Here is a 12814-nt window from a genome sequence, read left to right as displayed (position 1 = left end):
GCGGCGTGGCTTCTTTTTGCGTGGACTGCGGATGCGCGTTTAGCGCTTGTAAGCCTGCAGACCGGGCTTGATGCTCTTGTCGTCGAGGAACTGCTTGAGGCCCTGCTCGCGGCCGCCTTCCTTGTCGCGATAGTTCGCCTGATCGAGCTTGGCGTACAGATAATCCTCGTTCTGCTCCCACGTCAGTTCGCGGCTGCGCTTGAAGCCATGCTTCGCATTCCGAAGCACTACCGGATTCTTGTCGAGCAGCTTTGCGGCCAGCGCCAGCGTTTCCTCGCGCAGTTGCGCACGCGGCACGCTCTTGTTGACGAGGCCCATCTGCGCGGCCTGCGGGCCCGTGAAAGTTTCGCCCGTCATGATGTAGTACAGCGCCTGGCGGTGACCCACCGTATCGGCCATCGCCTTGCTGACCAGATTGCCCGGCGGAATGCCCCAGTTGATTTCCGACAGGCCGAACACGGCTTCGTCGGCGGCAATCGCCAGATCGCAGGCCACCAGCGGCGAGAACCCGCCGCCGAAGCACCAGCCATTGACCATCGCGATGGTCGGCTTCGAATACATGCGCAGCAACTGCCATTGCCAGCGGCTCGCGTCGCGGCGGATACGTTCCTGCAGCACGTCCGGGCCCGCATCGACTTCGCGGAAGTATTCCTTCAGGTCCATGCCGGCCGTCCAGGCATCGCCTTCGCCGGTCAGCACGAGCACCTGCGCTTCCGGGTCGAGTTCGATCGTCTCGAGAACGTCGATCATTTCCTTATTGAGCGTCGGGCTCATTGCGTTACGCTTTTCGGGGCGATTGAATGCCACCCACGCGATCCCGCCCTGCACCGTAACATTGACCGTTTTCCAGCGACCTTCGTAGCTCATTGTCTTTCTCCGTGGACATTGCCGCACTCGCGGCTTGATCTCAATTTACTATCAGGCTACCTGATATGTAAAGTAGAATATGATGTCGTTGGTACAAACCCTGAACGTCACGTCGATGACCCGTAAAACTGCTCCCACGCCCCCTGTCGCCGAACCCAGCCCGCACGCCGTGCCGCCCATGCGCCTGAGCTATCTGATTGGCCAGCTCGACCGCATCGTGTCGCGCCGCCTCGCCGAAGCGCTCGCGCGCCACGGTCTTACGTTGCCGCAGTACACGGCGCTTTCGGTGTTGCGCGCGCGCGGTCAATCGTCGAATGCGCAGATTGCCGAGCGTTCGTTCATCACGCCGCAATCGGCCAACGAAGTGGTGAAGACGATGGAAGCGCAGGGCTGGGTCACGCGCGCCGCCGATCCGCTGAACCGCCGCATCGTGTTGCTCTCGCTGACCGATGCGGGCGTGCGGCTGCTCGCGGATTGCGACGCTGCCGCCGATCACGTGGAAGGCGCCATGCTCGACGATATGGATGCCCAGACTGCGCAGGCGCTGCACGGCTTGCTGCATGCGTGCGTGCGGAATCTGCGGGCGGCCTGAAGCGGCTCGAAGCGATGTGCAGCGCCGCCGCGCGCCGCTCAGGACATTCTGGGGACATATCGACGCGCAAGAATGTCGCATTGCAACACATCGTCCTTGCATTCCAGGAAGGGGAGCCTATAATAGGGAAAACCCCTAGGTAATCACCCTGATCGAATCGAGGACATCATGGCTGCGCTCATCGCTGCACTTTCGTCTAACGTGAATCACGCTGTTGAGGCGCTCAGCCGCCTTGGCACGAAGGCGCTCAACCGCCACCTGGAATACTGCGAACTGCTCGCAGAAGCCCAGCGCCGCTACTAAGCGGCCCGCGGGCAGAATCCGCCCGTAGTCGTGCTCTTGTTGTAAGGCATCACCGTGCGCCGGAAGCGTTGTGCTTCTGGCGTTTGCGTCGTGTGTGCCTGTAGAACGCCGTTTTTCGGGCGCGCAGATTCGCACGCGCGCCCTGTCCATTGTTGCGGCCCCGTTCACGGGCACGCCGCCTGCTGTATCAGTGCCATCACAACGGGTGGCCCTGAACCATGGACGAATTCTTCAATCGGCTCTTCCATCTGCAACCGTCGCTGCTCGCGACGGTGACGCACGACGTTCTCCATTTGATCGTCGCGGTGCTCATCATCGCGATCGGCTGGTGGATCTCGAACCGTATCGCCCAGCTTTTCGCCAATATGCTCGCCCGCTCGCACGCGGACCCGACGCTCGCGCCCATGCTCGCCGGCATCGCCGCGTGGGCCGTGCGGGTGATCGCGATCGTCGCGTCGCTGAGCGAAATCGGCATTGCGACCGCCAGCGTGCTGGCTGCGCTCGGCGCGGCCGGGCTGGCGATCGGTCTCGCCTTGCAGGGCACGCTGCAGAACATCGCGGCCGGCATCATGCTGCTGATGCTGCGGCCGTTCCGCGCCGGCGACGTGATCGAAGGCAGCGGCGCGGCAGCGGGCATCGTGCGCGAAGTGGGCCTGTTCACCACGCGTATCGAGCGCGGCGACGGCAACGACGTGTTCGTGCCGAACAGCCAGATCTGGAGCAATCCCGTCATCAACTACAGCAGCGGCGGCACCCAACGGGTCGACGTGACGGTCGATCTCGCGCGCCGCGATCAGGTCGATTCCGCCATCGGCGAACTCAAGAAAATGGTTGCCGACGAGCCGCGCGTGCTGGCCGGCAACACGCTCGCGCCGACCGTTGCCGTCGAGAGTTATCCGTCGAAGGGAGGCGTGCGGCTGCGCATCGCCGCATGGGTGCGCAACGCCGATGCCGCCTACGCCGCCGACGATCTGCGTGCCCACGCGCGCGAGGCGCTGGACAGCGCAGGACTGGCGGTGACGGGCACGCCCGCGCGGCATGAGCGCGATGAAATGAACGCGGCGCTATCGCATTCGTAACGGGAAGCGCCGTATAAAAAGCGCGCGCTCGTGTATCAGGAGCGCCGCGCCGTTGGGGGCAGTTGAGGCAATAGCGACCGTTTCGGGCGTCGCGCAAGACCGGTGCGCGACCCGCTGCTAAACAGCGCATTCGCAGCGCAGCATTTTGCGGGAGGATGGCCATGTCGATGCAAGCAAAGCTCGACCGCTGGCGCAATGTGTCGCGGTTCCTCATCGCCCGTATGACGGACTACGGGGAATTGTTCATGATCGAACTGGCCGAGACACGTGCACGCATCATGCGCGAAATGCTCGCGCTGGTGGCACTGGCGGTCACCCTGCTCTTCACGCTGTCGTTCTTCTGTTTCGCGCTGATTGCCTCGGCGTGGAATACGGCGTATTTCCTCGCGGTAGTCTGGGGCATCGCTGCGGCCTGGCTCCTGCTCTCGCTCGCCGCGCTGCTGATTTTCCGCGCACAACGGCATGCACAATCGTTCGGAGTACTGCGCGACGAATTGCGAGCCGATGTCGAAACGGTCAAAGAGGCACTCAAATGAATCGACGTACCCGCCTGCGCCACGCGCGCGAAGCCGCCTTGCTCACCCGCATGGAAATGGCGCGCACAGAACTGCTGCTCGCCAATATCGGCTTGCGGCTGGGACTTGCCGCGCCGCGCGATCAGTCTCTGTCGATCGCGAATCTTGGCCGCGCGCTGGCTGGCGCGCCGCGCGTCACGCTGCTGGGATCGGCGCTACTCGGCACGGTGGTGTTCGGGCCGAAACGCGTCCTGCCGATGATGGCGCGCTCCGGCTGGCTGGGCTGGATCGCGCACAACGTCCGCATCCAGTCCGCGCGTTCGACGCGCCCGCATCATTCCGCGTGAATTTCGTTGGTCAGCGGCTGACCTTGTTCGAACTCGGCAATGCTGCGCAAGGTCGTTTCGCAGATCGTCGAAACGGCTTCGCGCGTGAGAAACGCCTGGTGCCCGGTCACGATCACATTCGGGAAGGTCATCAAGCGTTGCAGGACATCGTCGTCGATGATCGTGCCGGAGAGATCGCGAAAGAACACATCCGCTTCCTGCTCGTACACGTCGATCGCCAGCCCGCCCAGTTGCCCGCTCTTGAGCGCCGCCAGCGCCGCCTCCGTATCGATCAGTCCGCCACGGCTCGTGTTGATGAGCAGCGCGCCGCGCTTGGCGCGCGCCAGCGTATCGGCGTTGATGACGTGGTAGGTCTGCGGCGTCAGCGGGCAATGCAGCGAAACGATATCGGCGTTCAGGCCAATTTCGCCCGGCTGCCCATAGCGTCCACCCAGCGCTTCGAATTCCGGCGAAGGATAGGCGTCATAGCCGATCACATCGCAGCCAAAGCCAACCATGATGCGCGCAAACGCACGGCCGATCTTGCCCGTGCCGATCACGGAAACAGTCTTGCCGCACAGGTCGAAACCCATCAGCCCGTCGAGCGCGAAATTGAAATCGCGCGTGCGGTTATAGGCGCGATGAACCTTGCGATTGATCGCCATCAGCAGCGCAACGGCGTGCTCGGCAACCGAATTGGGCGAGTAATCGACCACGCGCACCACCTTGATGCCGATATCCGCAGCGGCCTTGAGATCGACATTATTGAAACCGGTGCAGCGCAACGCGACCAGTTCCGTGCCGCCGCGCGCGAGCGTTTCGAGAATACCGGCGTCGGCCTTGTCGTTGACGAAGATACAGATCGCGCGATGGCCCGCCGCCAATCCTACGGTATCCTCATTGAGTGGATCGTCGAGATATCTGAGTTTATGGCCGTGCCCCGCATTCGCGGCATTGAGAAACTCGCGGTCATAAGGCTTGGCACTGAATACGGCGATATCCATCTACTTGCTCCGGATAAAGATTCGTGAAATACGGCTTCGTCGTCAATGCATCAGCGCATCAACGCGACGGCGATCTCCACGAACAGAATTTTCACAATAGTCATCGACGGGAAAATCATCGCGTAGCCGACGTCCGGAAGATCCGTCGGTGCCACGCGGTTGGCAAACGCCAGAATCGCCGGGTTGCCGGTCGCGCCGCTGAGTACGCCCATCGCCGCGTCGAACGGCAGACGGAAAATCCACAGGCAGCACACCGCCGTGATGATCAGCAACGCTAGCACAATGACCAGCCCATACAGCAGGAAAGAAACGCCAGTTGTGCCGACTGTCGCAAAGAACTTGGGCCCGGACGCCATGCCCACCTGCGCCAGAAAGATCGTCAGGCCGAAATTGCGCAGCACCAGATTGGCCGTGAGCGGCATGGTCCAGACGAACGGGCCAAAACGCCGCACCCGTCCGAGACACAGCGCCACCAGCAGCAGCGCCGCCAGACCGAGCGTCAGGTGGCCAACGCCGGGAATCGGCACCGGAATCACGCCCGCGATCAGCCCGAGCGCCGCGCCCACGCCGATCGAAATAAAGCTCAGTTCAGCGGTCCCCTTGATCGAATCGCCGAAGAACGCGCGCATGCTTTTGTGGTGAACCTGATTGGCCAGCAGCCCGACGCGGTCGCCGAATTCGAGGATCAATTCCTGGCCCGGCATCATGTCCACATCGCCGCGCCGCACATGCGCAATCGAACAGGCGACGCCATCAGGAAAACGCAGATCGCGCAGCGCATGCCCGACCACCAGCCGGCTCGACGCGAACACGCGCATATAGGCCAGATCTTCGCGATGGTTGGTCATGCGGCCCGGCTGCAACTCGCCGCATAAAGCCGTGGTATCGCGCAACAGCAGCGGATCGGTGGCGGTGGCGAGCAGCACGTCGTCGGCCTGAAGCACGAGATCGGCTTCGGGCTGCTGGTTGTGATGAGCGCGCCGCACCGCCGCGATAAAGACGCCGTGCGGCAGACGCTGGATCAATTCCGACAGCTTCAGGCCGATCAGATCGGGGTTCCTGAGCGCGATTTCGGCGGTCTCGATCAGCCTGGGCGGCGGCGGCACGATTTTGGGCTTGAGCACGGCGCCGAGCGCGTAGAGAAACAGAATTGGCCCGGCCACGCCAAAAGGATAGGAAACGCTGTAACCCACCGTCGCGCCATCGCTTTTCATCGCGGCCATGGCGGCCTGCAGACTGGCGGTGCTCGTGCCCGAACCCGCGAACATGCCCAGCGCCTGATCGAGCCGCACGCCGAACAAGGGCACCAGTGCGATGGCCACGAAGCCCGCGCCGATCACACCGAGGATCGCCGCCGCGTTGGCCTTGAGTCCGTTGGCGCTCGTCAGCCCTTTGAAGAACTGGTCGCCGTATTGAATGCCGATGCCGTAAAGAAACAGCAGCAGGCCGAGCGTGCCGAGCAAGGCAGGCGGCGCGGACTTCGGCGCCCATCCGCCTATTGCAAGCCCGACGAACAGCACCGCGCCGGAACCCAGCGACACGCCCTTGATGCTCAACTCGCCCACCACATAGCCCAGCGCCACCGTCACGAAGAGCGTGAGCAATGGCTGGGTTTCCAGCAGCGTCTTGATCGCGTCCATGCAAGGCATCCTTGTCGACGAACCGGAGGCTGAAACCGCCTCTCGCTGCCTCGCATTACAGACCATTCTTTCGCGCGCTGCGTTTAAAGCGCTCAATTGAAAGCGCGCGAATTGGAAAGACGCGCCCAGCGCGCATGCGGATTGCCGATGTTTGCATACACGTGCACGGCTTGAGCGCAGCGCGCGCTGGTGTAGCATGCTTCAAGTCGGACGGCGGCTTATGGCTTATCGATCATGCCGCCAGCCCGCGCCTGGAGACCTTGCCGATGTCCACCGACTGGAAGCGCCGTATCCGCCTGTTCGTGCAGCGTTTCTGGCAACCGACCAGCGCCTGCATGACCTGCATGCCCGGCAGCTGGACCAACATCATGAGCGCCGCGCATTGGGCGCTGGCGTTCAAGACCGGCCTCTTCACCGGCCTGCTGGCCGTGCTGCTCACGTTCACGCCGCTGGCAAAACTCTATTCGAATCGTTATGGCAACGCGCTGGTCATGGGCGCGCTGACGGCCATCGGCGATACCTACTCGCATCCCAGCCATTACGTCTTTCCCGAAGCGCTGCTCACCGGCATGGTTTCGGGGCTGATTACGCTGGGCGCGTCATTTCTGTTCGAAGACCGGGCGCGGCGCTTACGCCATGTCTGGGCGCGTCTCGTCGGTTAGCGTCGCCGCATTGCATCAATCGCGATCGGGCGCACCGAGCGGAAAGAACGCCCGATACGGCCGCGCCTCTTCCACCGCGCGCGCAAACGAAGGACGCGCCAGCAAGCGCGCCCGATACGCGCGCAAATTCGCAAACGCCTCGGGAATGCGATGGGTCCAGTCTGCGTAGAACAAGGAAGGCGCCGCCGCGCAGTCCGCCAGCGTGAAATCCTCGCCTGCCGCCCACGTGCGGCCAGCCAGTTCCTCGTCGAGCCACGCATAGGCCAGGTCGAGTTTCTGCGCGGCCCACGCCAGGCCTTCTTCACGGCGCGCGGCGTCGCCGCTCAACGCGCCATCGACGGCGCGCTGCATCGGCGTCATCACATGCAGATCGAAGAAACGGTCGAGAAAACGCACGTCGAGTGCCGCCTGCGGGTCGGCGGGCAATAGCGTCACGGGCCCGGGATGGGCCTGCTGAAGATATTCGATGATGATGCTGGACTCGGCGACATGGCGCTCGCCGTCCAGCAGCAGCGGGAACTTGCGCAGCGGCCAGCGCCGCAACCACTCGGCCGAATGCGGCGAGTCCGGCCCGATGGCGCGAAACTCAAACGGCGTGGCGTTCTCGTACAGCGCAATCAGCGCCTTCTGCGTGTACGAGGAAAAAGGATGACCGTAGAGCGCGAGCGACATCGTGAGATCTCCTGTGCAGCAACACAAAAAGCATCCGGGATTTGCCGCTCTCCATCATAAAACTTCCGCGATCTAACGAACCGGAGAAACGCCGCTCATCTGGCCTCGACTTGCCAGGAATGCAGCAGCGAGCGGGTTTGCGCACTCACGGTGGCTTTCACAAACTCCGCGTTTTCGCCGTCGATCTCGTCCCAGCCAAGCATCGACAACGTCGACTCGCGCGCGACATGGAACGCAAAAAACTGCCCCCAGATGCTGATCATGCGCACGATGGTCAGCGGATCGTTTTCTTCGCGTCCCGTGATGCGCGCGATCAGGGCGGCGTTCACCTTGTTCATCGGCGTACGCAGACGATCGCGCAACACTTGCGAGCCAATTTCGGGCTCGCCGCCGCCTTGCTCGCGCGCAAAGAAGAGCCGGCGGTCGGTTTCGCGCCCCTTTCTGAACATCAGATCGGCAATGGCGCACTGAAGGTCGATGAAGGCGTCGACCAGTTCGCTCTGGGGCTTGTCGCCTTTCAGCGTCTCCTGCGCCTGCACGAGCGCCGGCTCCAGAACCTGCAGGGCATCGTCGACGAGCGCCTCGGCGCAGGCCCGATAAACGCCCTCCTTGTTCTGGAAGTAATACTGCAGCGCAGGCGCGTTGACACCCGCGCGGGCCGCGATGTCCCGTGTCGAAGCACCGGCGAATCCGTACTGGCCAAACAGGGAAATGGCGGCGTCGATCAGCTTTTTACGGGTTTCTTCGCCGCGTGCGTAGCCACCTTCTGCCGGGTGGCGCGGGCGCCTGGATTCAGACATAGGAAAAAGATTCAGTAGGAAAACTTCCAAAATATAACACTTGACAGATATTTTCCGGATGGAATAATTCGTCCAATTGGAATAAATTGGGGTTTTCCACACCATGTCGACGACAGCAGGGGCGCCGGGCCGCGAAGGCCAGGACACACAACAAAGCGCGCAAACGCGCGGTTCGAAACGCGGCATGCTGATTGGGGCCGCAGTCGTAGCGCTGATCGGCGGGGCAAGCTGGGCGGGCCACTGGTGGCTGGTCGGGCGCTTTATCGAGAGCACCGACGACGCCTATCTGCAGGCCGATAGCGTGACGGTCGCTCCCAAGGTGAGCGGCTATATCACCGATGTCTTCGTGGCGGACAACCAGGTCGTCAAGGTCGGCGATCCTTTGGTGCGGCTCGACACCCGGCAGTACCAGGCGGCGCTCCAACAGGCCAAAGCCACCGTCGATGCGCGCAATGCCGACATCGAACACGCGAACGCCCAACTCGCGCAGCAGCGCGCCAATATTGCCCAGGCGCTCGCCCAGGAAGACGTGGCGCGCGTCAGCCTGCGCCATGCGCAGGACGAAGTCGCGCGCTACACACCGCTCGTGGCGTCCGGCGCGGAAACCGCGGAAAAGCTCTCTGAACTCAAAAGCTCGCGCGATCAGGCGCAGGCCACGCTGGCCGCCGATCACGCCGCTGTCGAATCGGCCCGCTCGCAGGTGGGCGCACTGACCGCGCAACTCGGTCAGGCGCGCGCACAACTCGAAGCGGCCAAAGCGAGCACCGCACAATCCCAGCTCGATCTCGACCATACGGTGGTGACGAGTTCCATCGCGGGCCGCGTCGGCGACCGTACGGTGCGCGTCGGGCAGTTCGTGCAGCCCGGCACGCGGATGCTGTCGGTCGTCCCCGTCGCGGACCTCTATCTGACAGCCAACTTCAAGGAAACGCAGATCGGGCGCATGCGCATCGGTCAGCCCGTGGACATCTCCGTCGATGCGCTCTCCGGCCACAAGCTGCACGGCGTCGTCGACAGCTTCTCGCCGGGCACGGGCGCGCAGTTCGCCCTGCTGCCCGCGGAGAACGCGACCGGCAACTTTACGAAGATCGTCCAGCGCGTGCCGGTGCGCATCCGTCTGGAAACCGGCCCGCAAACGCGCAAGGTGCTGCTGCCAGGCATGTCCGTGACCGCCGAAGTCGATACCCGATCCTCGCGCGACGACGAGCACCGCATCGACGCCGAGAATCATCGTGAGTAACGCAAGCACGGCTTCGGCAAACGCGGTCAGTGCGGTCAGTACGACGAGCGCGCCGCATGCTCAGGGCGAGCGTGCAAGCGCCTCGGACTGGATTGCGGTCGCGGCGGGCGCGCTGGGCGCGCTGATCGCCACGCTCGACATCTCGATCACGAACTCGGCGCTGCCGCAGATTCAGGGCGAAATCGGCGCGACCGGCACCGAGGGCACGTGGATTTCCACGGGCTACCTGATGTCGGAAATCGTCATGATTCCGCTCGCCGCGTGGCTCACGCGCGTGTTCGGCCTGCGCAACTTCCTGCTCGCCAACGCGACGCTGTTCATCGGCTTTTCGATGATGTGCGGCTGGTCGGGCTCGCTCGCCGTGATGATTATTGGGCGCATCGGCCAGGGCTTCACGGGCGGCGCAATGATCCCGACCGCGCAGACCATCATCCGCACGCGCCTGCCACCTTCGCAGTTGCCCATCGGCATGACGGCGTTTGGCCTGACCGCGCTGCTCGGGCCGTTGCTGGGCCCGGTGGTCGGCGGCTGGCTGGCCGAGAACATCAGCTGGAGCTGGTGCTTTTTCGTCAACCTTCCCGTGTGCCTCGCGCTGATTGGCCTGCTGATTTACGGGCTCGGCCCTGATCGTCCGCACTGGGAAGAATTCCTGAAGGCCGACTGGATTGGCATCGTCGGGCTCGCGATTGGCCTCAGTTCGCTCACCGTGGTGCTGGAAGAAGGCCAGCGCGAACGCTGGTTCGAATCGCAGATGATCGTCAGCCTCACCTTTGTGTCGCTTTTCGGCATGGTGCTGATCGGGATCTCGCAGTATGTCGCGAGAAAGCCGATACTGCGCCTCTCGCTGATGCGCAACATGCGTTTCGCCAGCGTGAATGTGATTGTCTTTATGGTGGGCGCGGGTCTCTATGGCATTTCGTATCTGCTACCGCAGTTTCTGAGTCAGGTTGCCGGTTATAACGCCGAACAATCGGGCATGGTCATGCTGCTCTCCGGCATCCCCGCGATGCTGACGATGCCGATCCTGCCGCGCCTGCTTGGCAAGTTCGATATTCGTGCGCTTGTGATCACGGGGCTGCTGCTTTTCGCGTGGAGTTGCATGCTCGACACCACGCTGACCGCGCTGAGTGTCGGCCACGATTTCACCTGGTCGCAGCTTCTACGCGGCATTGGGCAGATTCTCTCGATGATGCCGCTCAATCAGGCGGCCATGGCGACCGTCTCGCGCGAAGAATCCGGCGACGCCGCGGGCATCTACAACATGGCGCGCAATCTTGGCGGCTCGGTCGGCCTGGCGATTATCGGCACCTTGATCGATCGGCGCGAAACCTTCCATACGGCCGTGCTTCGCGAGGCGGTCACGAATAACTCGATCATCGGACAGGAACATATCGTCGCGAGCGCGGCGAGCTTTTTTGCGCAGACCGGCGACATGACCTACGCGAAGCTGCAGGCGCTGGGGCAACTGGCTGCGCAGATCCAGACGCAGTCGATCGTCATCACCTATTCGGAAACGTTCTGGGTGCTCGGCGTCGCCTTGCTCGCCTGCATTCCGCTCGCCTTCCTGCTCAAGAATCCGCGTCCCGGCGCGGCTCCGGTAGAAGCTCATTGAAGTGTATTGAATCCAACATGACGGCAACCAATTCCCTCCACCCTCGCGTGAGCGCAGTCAGTGCAATCGCCGTGGCATGCGCCGCGTGCCTGCTGGCCGCCTGCACGGTTGGGCCCGATTATTACGGCGCGCCTGCGGTTGCGCCCGAAGCGGCCAGCGCCGCCAGTTTCGTGCGCGCTCCCGCGAAAGGCGTCGTCGCCACTTCGCCCGCGCCGAATCAATGGTGGCTGGCGCTCAACGATGCGCAACTCGATTCGTTGATCGCGGCCGCTTTCGCCCATAACCCGGATCTGCGCGCGGCGCAGGCACGGCTGCGCGCCTCGCGCGCGCAGTTGCAGCAGCAACGTGCGGCCGAAATGCCCAAGCTTTCCGCCGATGCCGCCACAGTACGCATGCGCGAGCCCGATCTCAGCGCGCTGTCGTCGGCCGATTCGAGCGCAGGCTCGTCGGGACGCGGCCCTCTTTCGCTGTACACCGCAGGCTTCGATGCCTCGTGGGAAATCGATCTGTTCGGCGGCACGCGCCGCGCGATCGAAGCCGCGGATGCGCAGTCCGAAGCCGTCAATGCCGATCTCGCCGATGCCCAGGTTTCGCTCGCCGCCGAAGTCGCCCAGGCGTATATCGGCTTGCGCGACCAGCAGCAGCGCCTGCTCATCGCGCAGCGCACGGCCGAGCTGCAGCAGAAAAGTCTCACGCTGACGGAGCAGCGACGCGCGGGCGGCACGGCCGCCGATGTCGATGTCGAGCGCCTCACGACGCAGGTCGAAAACACCCGCTCGACCATCACGCCGCTCGCCTCCCAGGTGGAAATCTCGCTCGATGAGCTTGCCGTGCTCACGGGCAAGGCGCCGGGCGCGCTCGACGCCGAACTGGCGCAGGCGAGTGCATTGCCGAACCTGCCAACTGACGTAGCCGTGGGTGATCCGGCTAAAATGCTCGCGCAGCGCCCGGACATTCGCGCAGCGGAGCGTCGTCTCGCATCGAGCAACGCGCAAATTGGCGAACACATCGCCGATTTTTTCCCGAAGGTCACGCTGTACGGCGATCTGAGTTATTCCGCCGCCGACCCAGGCCACCTGTTCCGCAAGGAAAACGCCACCTGGCTGGGTGCGCCTTATCTCTCGTGGAACCTGTTCGATTTCGGCCGCACGCTGGGCGCCGTGCACGGCGCAGAAGCGTCGCGTGACGAAGCCATCGCGAACTACGAAAAGGCGGTACTGGGCGCGCTCCAGGATGCGAACGACGGCTTGTCGCGCTACGGCTACCAGCGCGAACACCTGGCGACGCTGCTGAAGGTCCAGAAGTCCGCGGTGCATTCGGCGGAACTGACGCGGCAGCGCTATCGCGCCGGCACCGTCAGTCTCGTCGATCTGCTGGACACGCAGCGTGCCGAATTTTCGGCCCAGCAGGACGTCGTCGCGGGACAGGCGGAACTGCTCAAGGATTATGTTTCGCTGCAGAAAAGCCTGGGCCTCGGTTGGCAACAGCCGCAAACATGATCG

Annotated in this window: 14 protein-coding genes; 9 read left to right on the top strand and 5 right to left on the bottom strand. The window is 63.4% G+C overall.

The features are described from left to right. Nucleotides 1-39: 39 nt before the first annotated feature. Entirely contained in the window at nucleotides 40-867 is an 828-nt protein-coding gene (locus G3N59_RS02070; protein ID WP_205980843.1) for a p-hydroxycinnamoyl CoA hydratase/lyase, read from the bottom strand. A gap of 115 nt (nucleotides 868-982) precedes the next feature. On the opposite strand from G3N59_RS02070, the gene G3N59_RS02065 reads away from it, so the two are divergent. The 5 genes from G3N59_RS02065 (at nucleotide 983) to G3N59_RS02050 (ending at nucleotide 3703) form a co-directional block, all read left to right on the top strand. Continuing rightward, on the top strand, nucleotides 983-1459 hold the full coding sequence (locus tag G3N59_RS02065; RefSeq protein ID WP_205980841.1) for a MarR family transcriptional regulator: 477 nt from the start codon (nucleotides 983-985) through the stop codon (nucleotides 1457-1459). A 168-nt stretch (nucleotides 1460-1627) separates the two neighbouring features. After that, a complete protein-coding gene (locus G3N59_RS37245) occupies nucleotides 1628-1762 on the top strand; it encodes a hypothetical protein (protein ID WP_277397883.1) in 135 nt (44 codons plus the stop codon). Nucleotides 1763-1980: 218 nt separating this feature from the next. Further along, complete coding sequence (locus G3N59_RS02060; protein WP_205980839.1) at nucleotides 1981-2841, top strand: mechanosensitive ion channel family protein; 861 nt, start codon at nucleotides 1981-1983, stop codon at nucleotides 2839-2841. 161 nt (nucleotides 2842-3002) lie between these two features. Further along, complete coding sequence (locus G3N59_RS02055; protein WP_205980838.1) at nucleotides 3003-3377, top strand: phage holin family protein; 375 nt, start codon at nucleotides 3003-3005, stop codon at nucleotides 3375-3377. Next, nucleotides 3374-3703, top strand: a complete 330-nt coding sequence (locus G3N59_RS02050) for a hypothetical protein (RefSeq protein WP_205980837.1) — start codon at nucleotides 3374-3376, stop codon at nucleotides 3701-3703. The genes G3N59_RS02055 and G3N59_RS02050 overlap by 4 nt, the downstream gene beginning before the upstream one ends. Here G3N59_RS02050 and G3N59_RS02045 read toward each other — a convergent pair. Then, nucleotides 3691-4686, bottom strand: a complete 996-nt coding sequence (locus tag G3N59_RS02045) for a 2-hydroxyacid dehydrogenase (RefSeq protein WP_205980836.1) — start codon at nucleotides 4684-4686, stop codon at nucleotides 3691-3693. The genes G3N59_RS02050 and G3N59_RS02045 overlap by 13 nt on opposite strands. Nucleotides 4687-4736: 50 nt before the next feature. Next, nucleotides 4737-6326, bottom strand: a complete 1590-nt coding sequence (locus tag G3N59_RS02040) for a TrkA C-terminal domain-containing protein (protein ID WP_205980835.1) — start codon at nucleotides 6324-6326, stop codon at nucleotides 4737-4739. Between the two features lie 266 nt (nucleotides 6327-6592). On the opposite strand from G3N59_RS02040, the gene G3N59_RS02035 reads away from it, so the two are divergent. After that, nucleotides 6593-6988 (top strand): hypothetical protein, encoded by a 396-nt coding sequence (locus G3N59_RS02035; RefSeq protein WP_205980834.1) that lies wholly within the window; start codon nucleotides 6593-6595, stop codon nucleotides 6986-6988. A 15-nt stretch (nucleotides 6989-7003) separates the two neighbouring features. On the opposite strand, the gene G3N59_RS02030 is transcribed toward G3N59_RS02035, so the two are convergent. Next, nucleotides 7004-7660, bottom strand: coding sequence for a glutathione S-transferase family protein (locus tag G3N59_RS02030; protein ID WP_205980833.1), 657 nt, complete (start codon nucleotides 7658-7660; stop codon nucleotides 7004-7006). A gap of 95 nt (nucleotides 7661-7755) precedes the next feature. Then, a complete protein-coding gene (locus G3N59_RS02025) occupies nucleotides 7756-8565 on the bottom strand; it encodes a CerR family C-terminal domain-containing protein (protein ID WP_241023119.1) in 810 nt (269 codons plus the stop codon). On the opposite strand from G3N59_RS02025, the gene G3N59_RS02020 reads away from it, so the two are divergent. The 3 genes from G3N59_RS02020 (at nucleotide 8564) to G3N59_RS02010 (ending at nucleotide 12811) form a co-directional block, all read left to right on the top strand. Beyond that, nucleotides 8564-9700, top strand: coding sequence for an HlyD family secretion protein (locus G3N59_RS02020; RefSeq protein WP_205980831.1), 1137 nt, complete (start codon nucleotides 8564-8566; stop codon nucleotides 9698-9700). The two genes, G3N59_RS02025 and G3N59_RS02020, sit on opposite strands and share 2 nt — an antisense overlap. 91 nt (nucleotides 9701-9791) lie before the next feature. Continuing rightward, nucleotides 9792-11312: an MDR family MFS transporter gene (locus G3N59_RS02015; RefSeq protein WP_346777843.1), complete on the top strand. Its 1521-nt coding sequence runs from the start codon at nucleotides 9792-9794 to the stop codon at nucleotides 11310-11312. 17 nt (nucleotides 11313-11329) lie between these two features. Next, complete coding sequence (locus G3N59_RS02010) at nucleotides 11330-12811, top strand: efflux transporter outer membrane subunit (protein WP_205980829.1); 1482 nt, start codon at nucleotides 11330-11332, stop codon at nucleotides 12809-12811. Nucleotides 12812-12814: the final 3 nt, after the last annotated feature.

Origin of the sequence: Paraburkholderia sp. Ac-20340 (assembly GCF_017104965.1) — a bacterium.
Lineage (GTDB): Bacteria > Pseudomonadota > Gammaproteobacteria > Burkholderiales > Burkholderiaceae > Paraburkholderia.
The sequence above is the reverse complement of the archived record's forward strand: the minus strand, read 5'-3'. Positions and strand labels throughout refer to the sequence as shown.

Excerpts from the sequence above, each read along its gene's own strand:
- G3N59_RS02070 (WP_205980843.1), bottom strand. The coding sequence starts at position 867 with ATGAGCTACGAAGGTCGCTGGAAAACGGTCAATGTTACGGTGCAGGGC.
- G3N59_RS02065 (WP_205980841.1), top strand. The coding sequence starts at position 983 with ATGACCCGTAAAACTGCTCCCACGCCCCCTGTCGCCGAACCCAGCCCG.
- G3N59_RS37245 (WP_277397883.1), top strand. The coding sequence starts at position 1,628 with ATGGCTGCGCTCATCGCTGCACTTTCGTCTAACGTGAATCACGCTGTT.
- G3N59_RS02060 (WP_205980839.1), top strand. The coding sequence starts at position 1,981 with ATGGACGAATTCTTCAATCGGCTCTTCCATCTGCAACCGTCGCTGCTC.
- G3N59_RS02055 (WP_205980838.1), top strand. The coding sequence starts at position 3,003 with ATGTCGATGCAAGCAAAGCTCGACCGCTGGCGCAATGTGTCGCGGTTC.
- G3N59_RS02050 (WP_205980837.1), top strand. The coding sequence starts at position 3,374 with ATGAATCGACGTACCCGCCTGCGCCACGCGCGCGAAGCCGCCTTGCTC.
- G3N59_RS02045 (WP_205980836.1), bottom strand. The coding sequence starts at position 4,686 with ATGGATATCGCCGTATTCAGTGCCAAGCCTTATGACCGCGAGTTTCTC.
- G3N59_RS02040 (WP_205980835.1), bottom strand. The coding sequence starts at position 6,326 with ATGGACGCGATCAAGACGCTGCTGGAAACCCAGCCATTGCTCACGCTC.
- G3N59_RS02035 (WP_205980834.1), top strand. The coding sequence starts at position 6,593 with ATGTCCACCGACTGGAAGCGCCGTATCCGCCTGTTCGTGCAGCGTTTC.
- G3N59_RS02030 (WP_205980833.1), bottom strand. The coding sequence starts at position 7,660 with ATGTCGCTCGCGCTCTACGGTCATCCTTTTTCCTCGTACACGCAGAAG.
- G3N59_RS02020 (WP_205980831.1), top strand. The coding sequence starts at position 8,564 with ATGTCGACGACAGCAGGGGCGCCGGGCCGCGAAGGCCAGGACACACAA.
- G3N59_RS02025 (WP_241023119.1), bottom strand. The coding sequence starts at position 8,565 with ATGGTGTGGAAAACCCCAATTTATTCCAATTGGACGAATTATTCCATC.
- G3N59_RS02010 (WP_205980829.1), top strand. The coding sequence starts at position 11,330 with ATGACGGCAACCAATTCCCTCCACCCTCGCGTGAGCGCAGTCAGTGCA.